17 protein-coding genes and 1 pseudogene are annotated in these 14,714 nt (G+C 40.1%); 4 read left to right on the top strand and 14 right to left on the bottom strand.

Annotation, left to right across the window (positions count from 1 at the left end):
* Positions 1–85 precede the first annotated feature (85 nt).
* A pseudogene (locus SYN7502_RS18880) lies at positions 86–721 on the bottom strand (IS1 family transposase).
* 520 nt (positions 722–1,241) lie between these two features.
* Between SYN7502_RS18880 and glnA the strand changes: the two are divergent.
* The gene (gene glnA, locus SYN7502_RS09600) at positions 1,242–2,660 is read left to right on the top strand and encodes a type I glutamate--ammonia ligase (protein ID WP_015168642.1); all 1,419 of its coding nucleotides are present in this window, start codon (positions 1,242–1,244) and stop codon (positions 2,658–2,660) included.
* 131 nt (positions 2,661–2,791) lie between these two features.
* The gene (locus SYN7502_RS09595) at positions 2,792–3,253 is read left to right on the top strand and encodes a Fur family transcriptional regulator (protein ID WP_041430091.1); all 462 of its coding nucleotides are present in this window, start codon (positions 2,792–2,794) and stop codon (positions 3,251–3,253) included.
* Positions 3,254–3,265: 12 nt separating this feature from the next.
* On the opposite strand, the gene SYN7502_RS09590 is transcribed toward SYN7502_RS09595, so the two are convergent.
* The 9 genes from SYN7502_RS09590 to rpsP form a co-directional block, all read right to left on the bottom strand.
* Complete coding sequence (locus tag SYN7502_RS09590; RefSeq protein WP_015168640.1) at positions 3,266–3,517, bottom strand: hypothetical protein; 252 nt, start codon at positions 3,515–3,517, stop codon at positions 3,266–3,268.
* Between the two features lie 56 nt (positions 3,518–3,573).
* On the bottom strand, positions 3,574–4,482 hold the full coding sequence (gene thrB, locus SYN7502_RS09585; RefSeq protein WP_015168639.1) for a homoserine kinase: 909 nt from the start codon (positions 4,480–4,482) through the stop codon (positions 3,574–3,576).
* A gap of 73 nt (positions 4,483–4,555) precedes the next feature.
* Positions 4,556–5,488: a biotin synthase BioB gene (bioB, locus tag SYN7502_RS09580; protein ID WP_015168638.1), complete on the bottom strand. Its 933-nt coding sequence runs from the start codon at positions 5,486–5,488 to the stop codon at positions 4,556–4,558.
* Positions 5,489–5,593: 105 nt separating this feature from the next.
* Positions 5,594–6,052, bottom strand: a complete 459-nt coding sequence (smpB, locus tag SYN7502_RS09575) for an SsrA-binding protein SmpB (RefSeq protein ID WP_015168637.1) — start codon at positions 6,050–6,052, stop codon at positions 5,594–5,596.
* 44 nt (positions 6,053–6,096) lie between these two features.
* Complete coding sequence (locus tag SYN7502_RS09570; protein ID WP_015168636.1) at positions 6,097–6,456, bottom strand: hypothetical protein; 360 nt, start codon at positions 6,454–6,456, stop codon at positions 6,097–6,099.
* A 10-nt stretch (positions 6,457–6,466) separates the two neighbouring features.
* Positions 6,467–6,601, bottom strand: a complete 135-nt coding sequence (locus SYN7502_RS21165) for a hypothetical protein (RefSeq protein WP_015168635.1) — start codon at positions 6,599–6,601, stop codon at positions 6,467–6,469.
* A gap of 54 nt (positions 6,602–6,655) precedes the next feature.
* A complete protein-coding gene (locus tag SYN7502_RS09565; protein ID WP_015168634.1) occupies positions 6,656–7,906 on the bottom strand; it encodes a competence/damage-inducible protein A in 1,251 nt (416 codons plus the stop codon).
* Positions 7,907–7,929: 23 nt separating this feature from the next.
* Positions 7,930–8,265 (bottom strand): KH domain-containing protein, encoded by a 336-nt coding sequence (locus SYN7502_RS09560; RefSeq protein ID WP_041429346.1) that lies wholly within the window; start codon positions 8,263–8,265, stop codon positions 7,930–7,932.
* The gene (rpsP, locus tag SYN7502_RS09555) at positions 8,258–8,506 is read right to left on the bottom strand and encodes a 30S ribosomal protein S16 (RefSeq protein WP_015168632.1); all 249 of its coding nucleotides are present in this window, start codon (positions 8,504–8,506) and stop codon (positions 8,258–8,260) included. The genes SYN7502_RS09560 and rpsP overlap by 8 nt, the downstream gene beginning before the upstream one ends.
* 187 nt (positions 8,507–8,693) lie before the next feature.
* Here rpsP and SYN7502_RS09550 point away from each other — a divergent pair, with 187 nt between their 5' ends.
* On the top strand, positions 8,694–9,371 hold the full coding sequence (locus tag SYN7502_RS09550; RefSeq protein ID WP_015168631.1) for a PFE-CTERM domain-containing protein: 678 nt from the start codon (positions 8,694–8,696) through the stop codon (positions 9,369–9,371).
* A gap of 65 nt (positions 9,372–9,436) precedes the next feature.
* Here SYN7502_RS09550 and SYN7502_RS09545 read toward each other — a convergent pair whose 3' ends face one another.
* The 4 genes from SYN7502_RS09545 to SYN7502_RS09535 form a co-directional block, all read right to left on the bottom strand.
* A complete protein-coding gene (locus tag SYN7502_RS09545) occupies positions 9,437–10,546 on the bottom strand; it encodes a CO2 hydration protein (RefSeq protein ID WP_015168630.1) in 1,110 nt (369 codons plus the stop codon).
* A gap of 128 nt (positions 10,547–10,674) precedes the next feature.
* On the bottom strand, positions 10,675–11,817 hold the full coding sequence (locus SYN7502_RS09540) for a class I SAM-dependent methyltransferase (RefSeq protein WP_256377874.1): 1,143 nt from the start codon (positions 11,815–11,817) through the stop codon (positions 10,675–10,677).
* Positions 11,818–11,847: 30 nt separating this feature from the next.
* Positions 11,848–11,985 (bottom strand): hypothetical protein, encoded by a 138-nt coding sequence (locus SYN7502_RS20195; RefSeq protein ID WP_168130352.1) that lies wholly within the window; start codon positions 11,983–11,985, stop codon positions 11,848–11,850.
* A 49-nt stretch (positions 11,986–12,034) separates the two neighbouring features.
* A complete protein-coding gene (locus SYN7502_RS09535) occupies positions 12,035–12,844 on the bottom strand; it encodes a fatty acid desaturase (RefSeq protein ID WP_015168629.1) in 810 nt (269 codons plus the stop codon).
* Positions 12,845–13,106: 262 nt separating this feature from the next.
* Here SYN7502_RS09535 and nadB point away from each other — a divergent pair, with 262 nt between their 5' ends.
* A complete protein-coding gene (gene nadB, locus SYN7502_RS09530) occupies positions 13,107–14,714 on the top strand; it encodes an L-aspartate oxidase (RefSeq protein ID WP_041429344.1) in 1,608 nt (535 codons plus the stop codon).

The following is a 14,714-nucleotide window of genomic DNA, read 5'->3' as shown; positions in this document are numbered from 1 at the left end:
TTGCATATATAAAGTATTGTGCAACTAAATATGGGCGTTGCAGACAAAAATATGAATCAGATAGAAGGGTCATTAAGATAGTGAATCAGCAGTAACGCAACATATCCAAAGACTTAGAATAACAGAAGGTTTTACGATGCAATCTTGCAAGATAGTGGCGTAGCCGAGAATTTTCACCCTCAACTCTGGTCATGTACATCTTGCGAATAATTTGATCGCCGTTAGGGATAAAACTTGGATATACAGTCCAACCATCAGTGACGTAGAAATAACATTGCCATGCTGCCACGATTGCCCATAATGGCTCAAAAGTTTTAGCACTGCGATCACCTACTGTCAATGCAAGGATACCTTTACAAAAATGGTCTACTGCTGTCCATAGCCAGATCTTGTTTTTTTAAACCAACAAAAGTTTCAAGTTCATCTAATTCACCGACATCTGGCAAGTTTTCAGGAGTGATAGAATCGGGTAACTTTTCTCCTTTTTGTCTAACCCAATTAATTACTGTGGTGTGATGTACTCCCATAACTCTTTCAATACCCCTATCCCATTGAGATACATCTTCAGGCATGTTTGTTTTGTAGTTTCTGGGTATGCTTTTGTTTGTTCTGTGGGATTTGTAAACTGGCGACCACATTCAGCTACAAATGTGCAGCATCGCTTGCCTTGCTTAATTCCATTTTTGCGTATTTGTTCAGACCCACACTTTGGACATTGCATCTCTCTTGCTTGAACCCATTCTTCATTATGCAACACCAGATAATTAATATACATATATAATATATAATTTATACCTTAAAATAGAGGAGCAAATCCAAGCTTGTGGAGCTTCTTGGAAAATACCCGGAAAGGCGTAAGAATTCATTGTGTAGATTATGGAATCGATACTGGCAATATTTTGGTACAAAAAGAGATTTTCTTTGCTGAAGATGACATTCTGAAGACTACCTATTATAAACTCACTGCAACTGCTAAGGTGGTGCATCTTTGTGTTTATTATTTTTTAATTTTGATCAATCTTCTTGCAATTTAGCTAGTTTTGATAAATCTTTTCATAAATTTTAAGCAATCCATAAAAATTGATATGCAGTAATAGCAATGATTTAAGCCGAAATTACATAGTCTTTAAACTTTAAGTATCCTCCTCCTTAGATAAAATTGTATAAACAAATACAAAAACCTTAATTTATCCTCCATACTATGAAGACTGGTAATTAACCAATCATTCCAAGGAAATAGCATGGCTCAGACTCCCCAAGAAGTCTTGACATTAATTCAAGAGCAAGACATTAAGATTATTGATCTCAAATTTATTGATATGCCAGGTACATGGCAGCATTGTTCTTTTTACTATAACCAAATTGATGAAAGCTCTTTCACCGATGGAGTTCCCTTCGATGGTTCTAGTATTCGTGGCTGGAAAGCTATCAACGAATCTGATATGGCGATGGTTCCCGATCCTACAACAGCATGGATTGATCCATTTATGGAAGAACCAACTCTCAGCATGATTTGTAGTATCAAAGAACCTCGTACTGGAGCAGACTACAATCGCTGCCCCCGTAACATTGCCAAAAAAGCCCTAGACTATCTCTCTAGTACTGGCATTGGTGATACTGCCTATTTTGGTCCTGAGGCAGAATTTTTTATGTTTGATAGCGTCACCTATGACCAAACTATTAACTCTGGTTACTATGAAGTAGAATCTAGCGAAGGTTCATGGAATACTGGTAGACAAGAACCTGGCGGTAATCTCGGTCATAAAATTCGAGGCAAACAAGGTTATTTTCCTGTTTCCCCATCGGATTCTTTTCAAGACATTCGCACAGAAATGTTGCTAACTATGGCAAAATGCGGTGTTCCCATTGAAAAACACCACCACGAAGTGGCAACAGGGGGGCAAGCAGAACTCGGCTTCCGATTTGCCAGTATGATTCAGGCAGCAGACTATCTAATGACCTATAAATATGTCATTAAAAATGTAGCTAAAAGATACAACAAAACTGTAACTTTTATGCCTAAGCCTCTATTTGGTGATAACGGTTCTGGAATGCATACTCACCAATCAATTTGGCAAGGTGGCAACCCACTTTTCTGGGGAGATGGTTACGCTAATCTTAGTCAAATGGCTCTCCATTACATTGGAGGACTGCTAAAACATGCACCCGCTCTATTAGCCATCACCAACCCTACAACTAATTCTTACAAACGTCTGGTTCCGGGCTTTGAGGCACCAGTGAACCTTGCGTATTCCCAAGGTAATCGTTCGGCTTCCATTCGGATACCCCTATCAGGAACCAACCCTAAAGCCAAGCGTTTAGAATTCCGATGCCCCGATGCTACCAGTAATCCATACTTAGCATTTTCGGCTATGCTCCTAGCTGGAATTGATGGAATCAAGAATCAAATTGATCCTGGTAATTCTCTGGATGTGGATATTTATGAACTATCACCTGAAGAACTAGCCAAGATTCCTTCAACTCCTGGCTCATTGAGTGAAGCTCTATCTAACTTAGAAGATGATCACGAGTTTTTACTAGCAGGTGGCGTATTTACTGAGGACTTCATCCAGAACTGGATTTCTTATAAACGGAGTGAAGCAGTAGGTATGAGTATTCGTCCCCATCCCTATGAATTCGCTCTTTATTATGATTGTTAAAAGTTAAGGAATTAAAAATTTCAGAATTATATTTTTTAGCCGCCTTTTTAGCTATCTCAATGGGCGGTTTTTTTGTGCCAAAACAAGAAAAAATCAGCTATTATCAAGAAGAACTTGTTATTGAGAACGGTATGACTTCTGCCACCACAGATTACACTCCTGAAATTCTTAGGGCTGAACTTAATGCTAAAGGTTGGCGAATGACTCCACAACGAGAAGTAATCTTAAATACATTTAAAAACCTACCTGAAGGACAACATCTAAGTGCAGAAGATCTATATAATCGTCTCAAAGACCAAGGAGAAGATATTAGCCTCTCGACGATTTACCGTACTGTCAAAATGATGGCAAGGATGGGAATTTTGCGGGAACTAGAACTTACTGAGGATCATAAGCATTATGAAATCAATCAACCTCGTCCCCATCACCATCATCACCTCGTCTGTGTTAAGACTAATGCTGTAATTGAGTTTAAGAACGACAAAATCTTAGAAATCAGCCAAAAAGTTGCCGAAAAGTATGGCTATAAGGTTTTAGACTGTCAGCTAACTATTATTGGGATTAGCCCCGAAGGGCAGCGCTCCATTTTTTAATTTATATATCTTTTAACGTAGCCGCCTAGATTTTGAAGGAGGTAGTCGTTTTAGCTTTGTCCGAAAAATTTTTCGACCTGTAACATTATTTGCCCATACAGCTACCTTATCCCAAAGATTTTCAGAGATATAGCGATTGGCAAGACTAGAAAGTGCAATCACGATCGCAATGGGGAAAATGGTATTAGTGTCTCGATTACCAGCCAACAGTAATATAACAGAGGTGATCAGACTTGTAACCAGAAGGAACTGGAGCTTGGTCATAGATAATTTATGAAGTGTTGTTAATTAGATTTTAACTCAGGACTATTAATTTACAGCTAATTTACAGTACAAGTAGTGCCACTGGTGGCAATGGATAACACTTTTTTGGTGGCTACAATATTTACTGATTGCCAAGCTTTAACCATGCCATTTGCAATTCCTTCAATATTACGCGGATGACCAATTGCCAATAGGGTTGGTCCTGCCCCACTAACTACCATGCCGTAAGCTCCAAAGGCGATCGCTGCTTTTTCAACCTCTTTTAAGCCCACAATTAAACTTTCGCGATAGGGCTGATGGAGGCGATCCTGTAGCGCAGTCTGTAACCACTGGGGATTACCCTTAGTTAAGGCTTGAGTTAGAAAAGCTAAATGGGAAGCATTAAAAATCGCATCAGCCATGGGTACTGTTTGAGGTAAAACGGCTCTAGCCTCGGATGTCGATAGTTCAAAATTGGGAATTGCCACAGCGATCGCCACCTCTGGATGCCAAGCAATAGCACAAATCTCCCAACTACCATCTAATCTTGTTGCCGATAACTGACATCCCCCCAACATTGCCGCAGCCACATTATCAGGATGTCCTTCTATGGCGATCGCTAAGTCTAAAAGCTGCCGTTGGGTACAGGGTGAACCTGCCAACAAATTGCCCCCGACAATGCCCCCGACAATTGCTGTAGCAGAACTACCTAACCCCCGTGCCATGGGAATATTTGCTTCAATATTAAGGGATAAGGCTGGAATCGGGCGATCTATATACTTAAAAAACTTGACTAGGCTGGTGTAAATTAAATTACTCTCATCCCTTGCCACTGACTTACCATAAACTCCTGATGCCTTGATTTCTAATTCAGAAGCTAAAGCAAATTCAAACCTGTTGTATAAACTTAAAGCCGCCCCAAGACAATCAAAACCAGCCCCAAGATTTCCAGTGGTGGCAGGGACAGCAACTACAAAAGAAGTCATTTATTTTATTTATGTTTAGTTGAATATTTTTTGAATATTTAGAGTCTATGGTTAAGATTAAGCTTGGATTATATTACGTCATTGCCGCTATTCCTAACTTTGCAAACATTTCAGCATCTTGATCTAGACTGGGATTAGTCGTGGTTAACAGTTTCTCACTGCTAAAAATGGAATTAGCACCTGCTAGGAAACATAATGCCTGATCGCTGACGCTTAATTGGTTACGACCTGCGGACAATCTCACCATTGCCATGGGCATTAAAATACGCGCAGTGGCAATCATCCGCACCAAAATTATCGGATCAATGATCGGCATATTTCCTAAAGGGGTTCCCTCTACGGGCGAAAGGGCATTAATTGGAACCGAGTCGGGCTGAGGATTGAGGTTAGCTAAGGTGTGCAGTAGTTCAATGCGATCGCTATCTGTTTCACCCATACCGACAATACCACCACAACAAACTTGAATACCTGCGGCTGCCACATTTTTGATTGTTTCTAGGCGATCGCCATAGGCTCTAGTACTAATAATTTCGGGATAAAATTTTTCTGATGTGTCAAGGTTATGATTGTACGCAGTTAAACCCGCTTTTGCTAGTCGTTGAGCTTGATCTTCCCGCAGCATTCCCAAGGTGACACAAGCTTCCATACCTAAACTAGCAACGCCTTCCACCATTTTTAAGATCTGCTCAAAGTCTTCTCCATCTTTGACCTGTCGCCATGCGGCTCCCATACATAGTCGGGTAGAACCATTAGCCTTTGCCAACTGTGCCTGACTTAGTACTTCTTCTACAGAGAGCAATCCATATTCCGAAATATCCGCTTTATACCTAGCACTTTGAGGGCAATATTTACAATCTTCAGGACAGTTCCCTGACTTAATATTCGATAGAGTACACATCTGCACAGTATTAGCATCATGGTACTGACGATGAATACCTTGCGCCTCAAATATCAGAGAGTTAAGAGGGGTAAAATAAATTTCGGTGACACGCTCTATAGAAATCAAAAACTTTTCCCATACTTTATAATTTTCACTCTACATTATTTTGGATTAATTTAGACTATGGTTGATCTCAGGATTTCATCAATTTAGTGAGCTTGAACTTAGCAATTAATTAAACTTCATAGCCCTAGCAATATCACGCTTATCTTCCCGTTTCTTAATATCCTCACGCTTATCATGGAGTTTTTTGTTTTTGGCTAATGCTAGATCAACCTTAATCCAACCATTTTTAAGATGCAGTTTGAGGGGAATTAAGGTTAACCCCCTTTGCTCTACTTTGCCAATCAGTTTCCGAATTTCTTGCTTATGCATGAGTAACTTGCGCGTTCGAGTTGGCTCATGGTTAAAAATTAAGCTAGTCGTCTTATGGGGAGAAACATACATATTGAGGATCAGAATTTCGCCCTTACGCACAATTCCATAGGCATCTCGAAGATTAGCCAATCCAGATTTAATCGATTTTACTTCGGTTCCAGTTAATTCAATTCCCGCTTCATAGACTTCTAGGATTTCATAGTTAAACCTAGCTTGGCGGTTATCGGCAAATATATGATTGTATCCACTCATTTAAACTATTCTAGCCCATAGCTTAGTTTTTTAGTTTTAGGTTTTTAGTTTAGAGTGGGAGTGGGACTACTTTCCAGAAGTTGCCATGCCTGAGAAGTACAGAAAGCTTTATCCACCAACTCAGACATTAGTTGACAGTGATTACCTAGCCGTAGGGGTAACTCTCCATTTTTGGTAACACAGGTCAATTTTATGGAGTTACTCTCCAGGGAAGGCTGATGAATTAAGACTTCGACGGTTACTAATTTTGAAAAATTTATCTTACCCGATTGTTCTTGCGCCATAACGTAGTCATCGGTGATATAGCTGACAACCAAACTACAGGTACTCAGAATGTCTGCCACAACATCACGCACATGACTCGGATTGGTTGTAACTACATAGTTTTGGGTATATCTAGCCATGAATCTAAAATTAACGGCGATCTCTTACTGGAATCGGGATCATTTCGGGTTCGGGCTCTTTCCCTCCTAATTGTTCTAGCAGAGCATCAAGCACTCGATTAAAGATTTCACCTAACTTTTTTAACGCTTTTTGAATAGACTTCATGCAATGCCTCCTGCGAGAACTGGATAAGTTTAAAGACTTAATTTAATAAATTAACTAAATCATAACAAATCTTTGTCTAAGTTGGTCTAATGCGGAGTAAACACTCACCATTCTGATCCAATGTCGATCGCGATGAGGATTAAATTTATAGGCGATCGCTTCCACATTACCATCAGGATCAGCGAGTCCAATATATACTAGCCCAATTGGTTTGACACTTGAACCACCATCGGGACCAGCAATACCAGTGATGCTAATTGCCCAATCACTTTGTAACAAATTCTTTACGCCCAGTGCCATTTGCATAGCAACTTCAGAACTGACTGCCCCATGTTCTTGTAAATCAGCCTGAGATACTTTTAAAACCTGAGCTTTAACTTCGTTACTGTAGCTAATTACTCCACCTAAAAAATAAGCGGAGCTACCAGCAACACTAGTGATTGTTTCACCTAGCCATCCACCTGTGCAGGATTCAGCTACAGCAAGAGTTTGCCCCTGACTTTTTAAGTGATTGCCAACAACACCAGCAAGGGTATCATCATCTACGCCATAGCAATATTTACCTGTGATTTGCCGAATTTCTGCCTCCACTGGAGCAATTAAGGCTTGGGCAGCTGCGAGGGTTTCGGCTCGGGCGGTAATGCGTAAACGAGCTTGTCCATAATTGGCGTAGGGGGCAACTGTGGGATTAGTTAGATCAAAGAAGGAATTTACCTGCTCGGCTAGGGCGGACTCGGCAATCCCCCAATACAGTAATACTTTGGAATAGAAGGTTTCTTTGACCCAGCCCTGCGATCGCAATACAGGTACAGCAAATTGCTCCCACATGGGATAAAGCTCCGTGGGGACACCGGGGAAAGTTAAAATCATTAAACCCTGCCGAGGTTGCCAGATCATCCCAGGGGCAGTACCTACAGGATTGGTTAAAATTTCGGCACCTTGGGGTAAAAATGCTTGCTTACGATTATTGGCAGTGATTGTGCGTCCTGCGTATTTTTGTTGAATATTTTCCCAAATTTGGGGATGCTCGACTAGAGGGGTAGCAAAGAAGTCAGCAATGGATTCCGTAGTTAAGTCATCGGGCGTGGGTCCTAAACCACCAGTGGTAATGATTAAATTTGATCTGTTGGCGGCGATCGCTAAGGATTTTTGAATTCTCTCGGGATTATCTCCTACCACAGTTTGATAAAAATGAGGAATACCAAGGCTAGCTAACTGCTGTGCCAGATACTGGGCATTACTGTTAAGGATTTCTCCCAACAGTAGCTCAGTCCCTATGCAGATAATTTCAGCACTTATAGTCATGGGAAATAATCAGAATTTACTTTTTATTCTGACTTGGGTTTAGGCTTAGGCTTAGAAGTAGGTTTTATCGGTTTGTCTGTAAATTTAGGCTCAGATTTCGGCTCCGATGGTTCAGGATCGAATACATCAAACTTTATACTCTGGTTATTGGTATTGGCAGCAGTGGATAGAAGAGTCCGAATGGCTTGAATAGTGCGCCCATTACGTCCAAATATACGACCTTTTTCCCTAGCATCAAAGGCAACCCTGATCCAAATGCGATCGCCCTTGGCATTAGTTTCGCAGTTAACTTTGAGCGCATCGGGATTATCCAACAATGGCTCCATCAGGAATTTAACTAGGGTAATGTAGTTATGCACCGACTAAATCAAAAATCTTAGCTTTTTCGAGGATAGCTCTAACTGTATCTGTAGGTTGCGCTCCTTGTTTGAGGCGAGTCACAATTGCTTCTACTTCCAGTCTTGTTTCTTTGGTACGGGGATTATAGATGCCTAACTCTTCTAAGGGGCGAGCATCTCTACGGGTAGTGCTGTTAATAGCAACAATACGATAGCTGGGCATACGCTTTTTACCGAAGCGTTTTAGTCTTAGTTTAACCATTGGACAAGTTGATTTAAGTGTAATTGCAGTCCTCTATAGTAGCAGATAAAGTATGAGATTGAAATACCTACTATGAATTAGCAGCGATTTTCATTCAAATATCCAGTCCATAAACCTTAACATCTGATTTAGGGCAAGATCGCTTTTATAGTCATAATGACGTAGGCATAGGAGTCGTGATATTTTTGTGAAAGTTTCGATATTGATCATTCCCAAACAACAACAATATGTTCAAACTTACCCCCCCCCTGTAAACGCTAAAACTATTGCTATCACTGGCTTTGTTGCTTCTGTATTAACAACTGCTAATCCTGCCAATGCCATAAGCTTTAATTTTTTCTATACCAGTAACGATCCTAATGTCAAAACTCAGACACTTAATCTTAGTCCTAATAACACATTGCTGACTGCTAGTGGAGTCATGGATATTAATAAAAATGCAGGTGAAGCCTTTACCAATGCCGATATTTCCAATGTGAATATTAACGTCACCGATGGTACTAACAGTTTCAAATTCACTGCTTGGATTAATGCAGGTGGAGTGATTGCTGTGGATGGAAAGTCTGCTAGTTTTAATGCGGCGGGCAATCCTTTTACTCAAGTTAATAGTTTTGAAAGTTTCTTTGGTTGTGATGCAGTTGCTTGTAGTGACGGTAACGACCCAGATCAGTTTCTAATTGCTTTTAATAACTTTGCAACAACTTATGATCTAGATTACAACAACCAAGCCAATGCTCTAGCTGCTTTTCAGATTACGGCTCCTTCGGCTGTACCCTTTGAGTTCAATCCTGCCCTTGGGCTAGTTGGGTTTGGGGCGGTATTCGGGGTTAAGAAATTTATGACCAAAAAGGCTGTAAAAAAGTAATGCTAGAAATTAATTAAAGATTTAGGGCGATCGCTTTACATCCCCCAAAGCATTAACGCCCTAACTTACTGCACGCTTAAAAGTCGAGAGTCTTCAAATCTATTCATCCAACCTTCTAAATAGACTTGATTTTTCAGTATTTGCTCTGGCTCTTCGGAATCTAGGGGAAATGGGGCTAATCCTAAAATAGTGGCTGTAGTTACGCAAAACATGGATTTTTGGAAGCTTTCACAGATTTTAACTCTGAGGTCATAATTTCCACGGGTGCGATCGCTATAAATTTCCTCTAAGTAATTTGGCAAAAAGTGACGCATATCCTGCATTAACAAAGTAGGAGGAATCCCTGCTCCACCTACAGGTAAGGGATCGGCATATAAAGCTCCGTAATTAAAGCGACTCTGATCGGGTGAAATTAGATGGGCTTGGGCATTAAAGGAGACGGTACCAAAAAACGGGGTTCCCCGAAAAAAGATGGCTTCGACATAGGGAATTGCCAAATCGGACAAAAACGTCAAACCTGCCGACCGAGGAATTATGTCATAACTGTTGCCATCTATATCCACAGAGTAACTAAAAGGGTTATTTGCAGCTCGGACCAAACCGTTTTTAATATGCTCTACCACATCGGGAATAGATTGAATTTCACCACAATCATATTTATCTGAAAGGGTTAAAAATATCTCTGCCATCACTCGCCAAAACTGTCCCAGTCCACTGTAGTAGGACAACATCCGAATTTGTTCTAATAAAAACTCTGGAAATATTTGGTTAATGAGCTTGATAGGCAAATTATTTTTAAGCTTGATATTAGTGATTTTTTGGCAATTTTGCTTAAATTCATCGGAATCTAAATAACGGTCTAAGCCCCCACCACCGTGCCAGAGCATAGTTTTCATGCAGTATTCAGCGTATTCATAATTAATGCGATCGTGCCAGAGATGCTTTCCTAGTTTTGCCGCTGTGACCTTACCATTGAAGTACTTAAAAAATGGAAAAAGTACTAAAAACTGATGCTCAGAGATATAAATTAAGTTTTGATAGTAGGCATCTAAGACTACTCCGTAGCTTTTTAAAATTCCCACCACTTCCATTAAATTATTTTTTGAATCTGGCAGTAATGCTTGCCCTGATTTCAGCCGTTTAATAAAAGGTTCTAGGGGATGGGGTTTAGACATGGTTTATAAACGCTACAACAAACGATAGGACAAAAAATTCTTTATTATTTGTTAATTCTATATCTTAATAAAGAGTTAAGTATAAAGAGTTAAGTTTACCTAAATGCTTATCTAGGTTCAGAAGTTTTCTAGTCGGATTTTTCAACAAGAACTAGCATCAGGAATTCCATTTCAATTACAGCTTCTTTAATCTCTGTTAAGGCATCTTGGGCGGAAATCACTGCCTTTGTTAACCAATTGACTGGCTTAATTGTTTGCCATGCCTTAGCTAATTCACTCAAGGTCAATGGACGCTCCCATAGTAAATGTAGGCAGGCGCAGGAAATAGTATATAAACTGATGGATTGGGCAGAGTTGATATTTAAGAACACATGAATATTAAAGGGAGCATAGAGAGCGATCGCCTGATCAAGAGATTCTCTAATTTTGGGATGTTTTAGTTGAGGGTGCAGATAAATTCTACTATTTCCCCAATCATTATCCTGCCATTCACTAATAGGAATTCTTGGCTCAACCATGCCTAAATGGCAGCACCAAAAATCAAGGAGGCGATGTACTGGATTTAGAAGTTCGAATATATGTAGCTTTTCCTCTATAGAAGCTGCTTCCCAGATCATATCTAAATATTCAGAGGGATTATTCCGATCTTTATATAAATCCCTAATATTCCATTGATTCCAATTGGTCATGCTGATAAACTCTAAATCTGCTTCAGCCAGCATCTGGAACATCTCAGGAATCGTATAACCCTTATCTTCATGCAGAAGATGATTAGCAGAAAGAAAGGAGTCTGTAGGGTTGCTATTCCAAGTTTTATCCTTAAGTAGTATCCGATCATCAAGGGAATTCATTAGTTCTCGGATTAAAGAAAATTCCATATCCGTGGGAGCAGTATCCATTAATCCCAAATATTTGCATAGTTGCTGCCCTTGGTAAAAATAATGACGTTGATAAATGCTATGCAGATTTCCCTGAATGATGCCATCTTGTGCCAGTAATGACCGCATCACTTTTAATGCCTCTAAGGGATCAGGTAAAAGATAGAGCACATCACTACAGTGAATGAAATCAAACCTGATATTTAATTTAGGAATTTCTTCAAAGGGCATCACATAAAATTCTGCCTCTGAATATCCATGATAATTGAGACGATTTTTTGCCCATTTTATGGATTGAGGGGAAATGTCTATGCCAATAACTCTGGCACCGGGATTAGCTAGGGTCAGTCCTAAGGTTAACCAGCCACTGCCACAACCCAAATCTAAAATAATTTTGCCTTCGGAATATATGACTTTTTGCGATCACCGATATTGAGAAGTAGTTAGAGAAAACTTAAAAAGCGTATTAAGTTCATTTTTAGGAGTTTCTTCAATGGCAATATTGGGATAGGGAAGTTGATCGAACTGCTCGCGAACTTTATCTACTTTAGACTCACTCATCAAATTTCCCACTTCAGATTTAACGAGATTATAAACGAGATTGGATCAGTTAGTGTCCTGAATATTTGCGCACGGAAGGCAGCCTAAACCAGGGTAAGTACGGATATTCGTGGTGTTCCCAATGATAGCCAAAATGGTAACAGGTAAAAAATGAAATTAAGACGGGAAACTTACTACTACGGGCGTTATGGCGATCTTTATGGACTGGCTCACGGTGAGGCAAATAGGTGCCAAAATAGAACAACTGCATCGAACTTAATAACAGGGGTAATATCCAAAATAGTAATAAGTTCACAGCAGATACATTAAACCCAATTCTAATACCGTGGAATAAAATGGTCATACCTATAAATAAGGTCAGGACTTGCTTTTTATCAATGTAGCGATACATAAAGCCGAGATACCATTTAGTCATGCTAGAGTGCCTGCCATCGTGGAAATCTGGGTCTTGGGCAGTGGCGGGATGTTTATGGTGGAGTCCATGATTAATTACAAATTTTTGATAGGGTAGTAATCCGTATATCCATAGAGCGATCGCCCCGATCCAATCATTCAGCCGTCTATTGCCTGTAAATACTGTACCGTGAGCCGCATCATGGGAAATAATAAATAGACCTGTATGTAAAAAAGTTCTGACTACAACAATTAAAGTTCCTACCCAAATTGATACTGACCCTAGATCAACTTGGCAACTTAAGACAAATGTGAAAATCCACAAACAAAATATTAAAGCAGCACTAATCAAACCTAAGTTCGGATCGAGCGATCGCCCATATTTATTTCTATATCTTTTATATTTCTGATGTAATCTTAAAACCCATTTAAAGTAGCTTGGGGTAATTAATTTGCTTAGAGGCATTTTTCTTCCTAAAACTACGCTTTAAGGTTTGTATTACTCAATTTTATAGTTTTATTAAGCTTTTTTACAAATTCTTTATATTTTCGATTTCACCTTATGGCAATTTTCAGGGAAAAAGTGGACAAAGCAGAGTTGCAGGACTAGGTTCCCCGTTATGGTTTTATATTTCTTTTTGTGCCGCATAAAACTGAAAAGTACAGTAGCTTTAATGATCTAATCCCTGTCTGAGTTAGCATATCTAGAATAATTAGTAATCAACCCCATGTCTGAGTTCGATATGTTAATTGTCGGTGGTGGTGCCTCAGGGCTTTATACGGCTTTGTGTGTGTCTGAGTTGGCACCTGATTGGACAATTGGGTTAATTACCAAAGATAATCTGGCGGTTTCAGCCAGTGATTGGGCGCAGGGTGGAATTGCAGCGGTAGTTGATCAAAATGATTCGCCCCGTTTTCATGCCCAAGATACCCTAAAGGCGGGGGTAGGTTTATGTGAGCCCAAGGCAGTGGATGTTTTAGTTAATGAAGCTGCTAAACAAATTCAAAAACTTCTCAGTCTTGGTGTAGACTTTGACCGACAACAGGATGGTTCCTTGGCATTAACCTTAGAAGCAGCCCATTCCCATCGGCGGGTTTTACATTCTGCGGATACCACAGGTAGGGCGTTGGTCAGTAAATTGGCGGCACAGGTACTGCACACATCAAATATTCAGGTTTTTGCGGAAACTCTAATTTTGGATTTATCCATAGAACTCGCCGTAGAAACAAATCTTTGCACAGGGGTTTATTATCTAGATCGCCATCACCAGATTAGCTATCTGCAATCATCGGTAGTGGTTTTGGCAACGGGTGGGGGAGCGCAGGTTTTTGCTCAAAATACGAATCCCGCTTCTAGTACTGGAGATGGGGTGGCGATCGCTTGGCGGGCAGGGGCGGTAATTAGAGATATGGAATTTATCCAGTTTCATCCTACCGCTTTGGCAATACCTAATGCTCCTAGGTTTTTAATCAGTGAGGCGGTTAGGGGCGAGGGGGCATACTTAATTGATCATCTAGGCGATCGCTTTGTATTTAACTATGATCCCAAAGGTGAACTTGCTCCGAGGGATGTGGTCAGTCGTGCCATTTTTAAGCATTTGCAAATTACCCAAGAACCTACGGTATTTTTAGACCTTTCTCCAATTTCCCGTGAGGCGATCGCCCATCGATTTCCTAATATTATTAAAATTTGTCACAACTGGCAGATTGATATTTTTTCTAAACCAATTCCTGTGACCCCTGCTGCCCACTATTGTATGGGAGGAATATTAGTCGATGCCGATGGTGCCACTTCAATTACTGGGTTATATGCAGTGGGAGAAACTGCGAGTACGGGCGTACATGGTGCCAATCGCCTTGCTAGTAACTCGTTATTAGAATGTTTTGTATTTGGGGAACGCCTAGCTCGAAAAGTTGCCAGTTCTCAATCCAGTTCTAAATTCAAGATACAAAGTAATTCTAGTGAACCTGAAATCAAGTTAAATTCTGAGCCTTCCGAGCAAATCACAGAGAGGATTCAAGCAATTAAAACAGGCATTCAAAATTTGACATGGCAAGCTGCTGGTATTTGTCGAGAACAAACCGAATTAGAAGTAGCTTTAAGCCAAATTAAACTCTGGCAGCTACAGATACAAGAACTTCAATCGCCTTCAAGGTTATGGATAGAGACTCGTAATCTTGCCGATTTTGCTTATTTAGTAATTAAATCAGCTTTATTTCGTACTGAAAGTAGGGGAGCCCATTACCGTATAGACTATCCTGAGACGAAAGCTGATTGGCAAGTGCATACTGTAATCCAAAATCATAGGATTAGGACTCAAGCAATTACTAACTGA

Source organism: Synechococcus sp. PCC 7502 (assembly GCF_000317085.1).
Lineage (GTDB): Bacteria > Cyanobacteriota > Cyanobacteriia > Pseudanabaenales > Pseudanabaenaceae > PCC-7502.
Note: the sequence above shows the minus strand (reverse complement) of the source record. Positions and strands in the feature narration are given on the sequence as shown.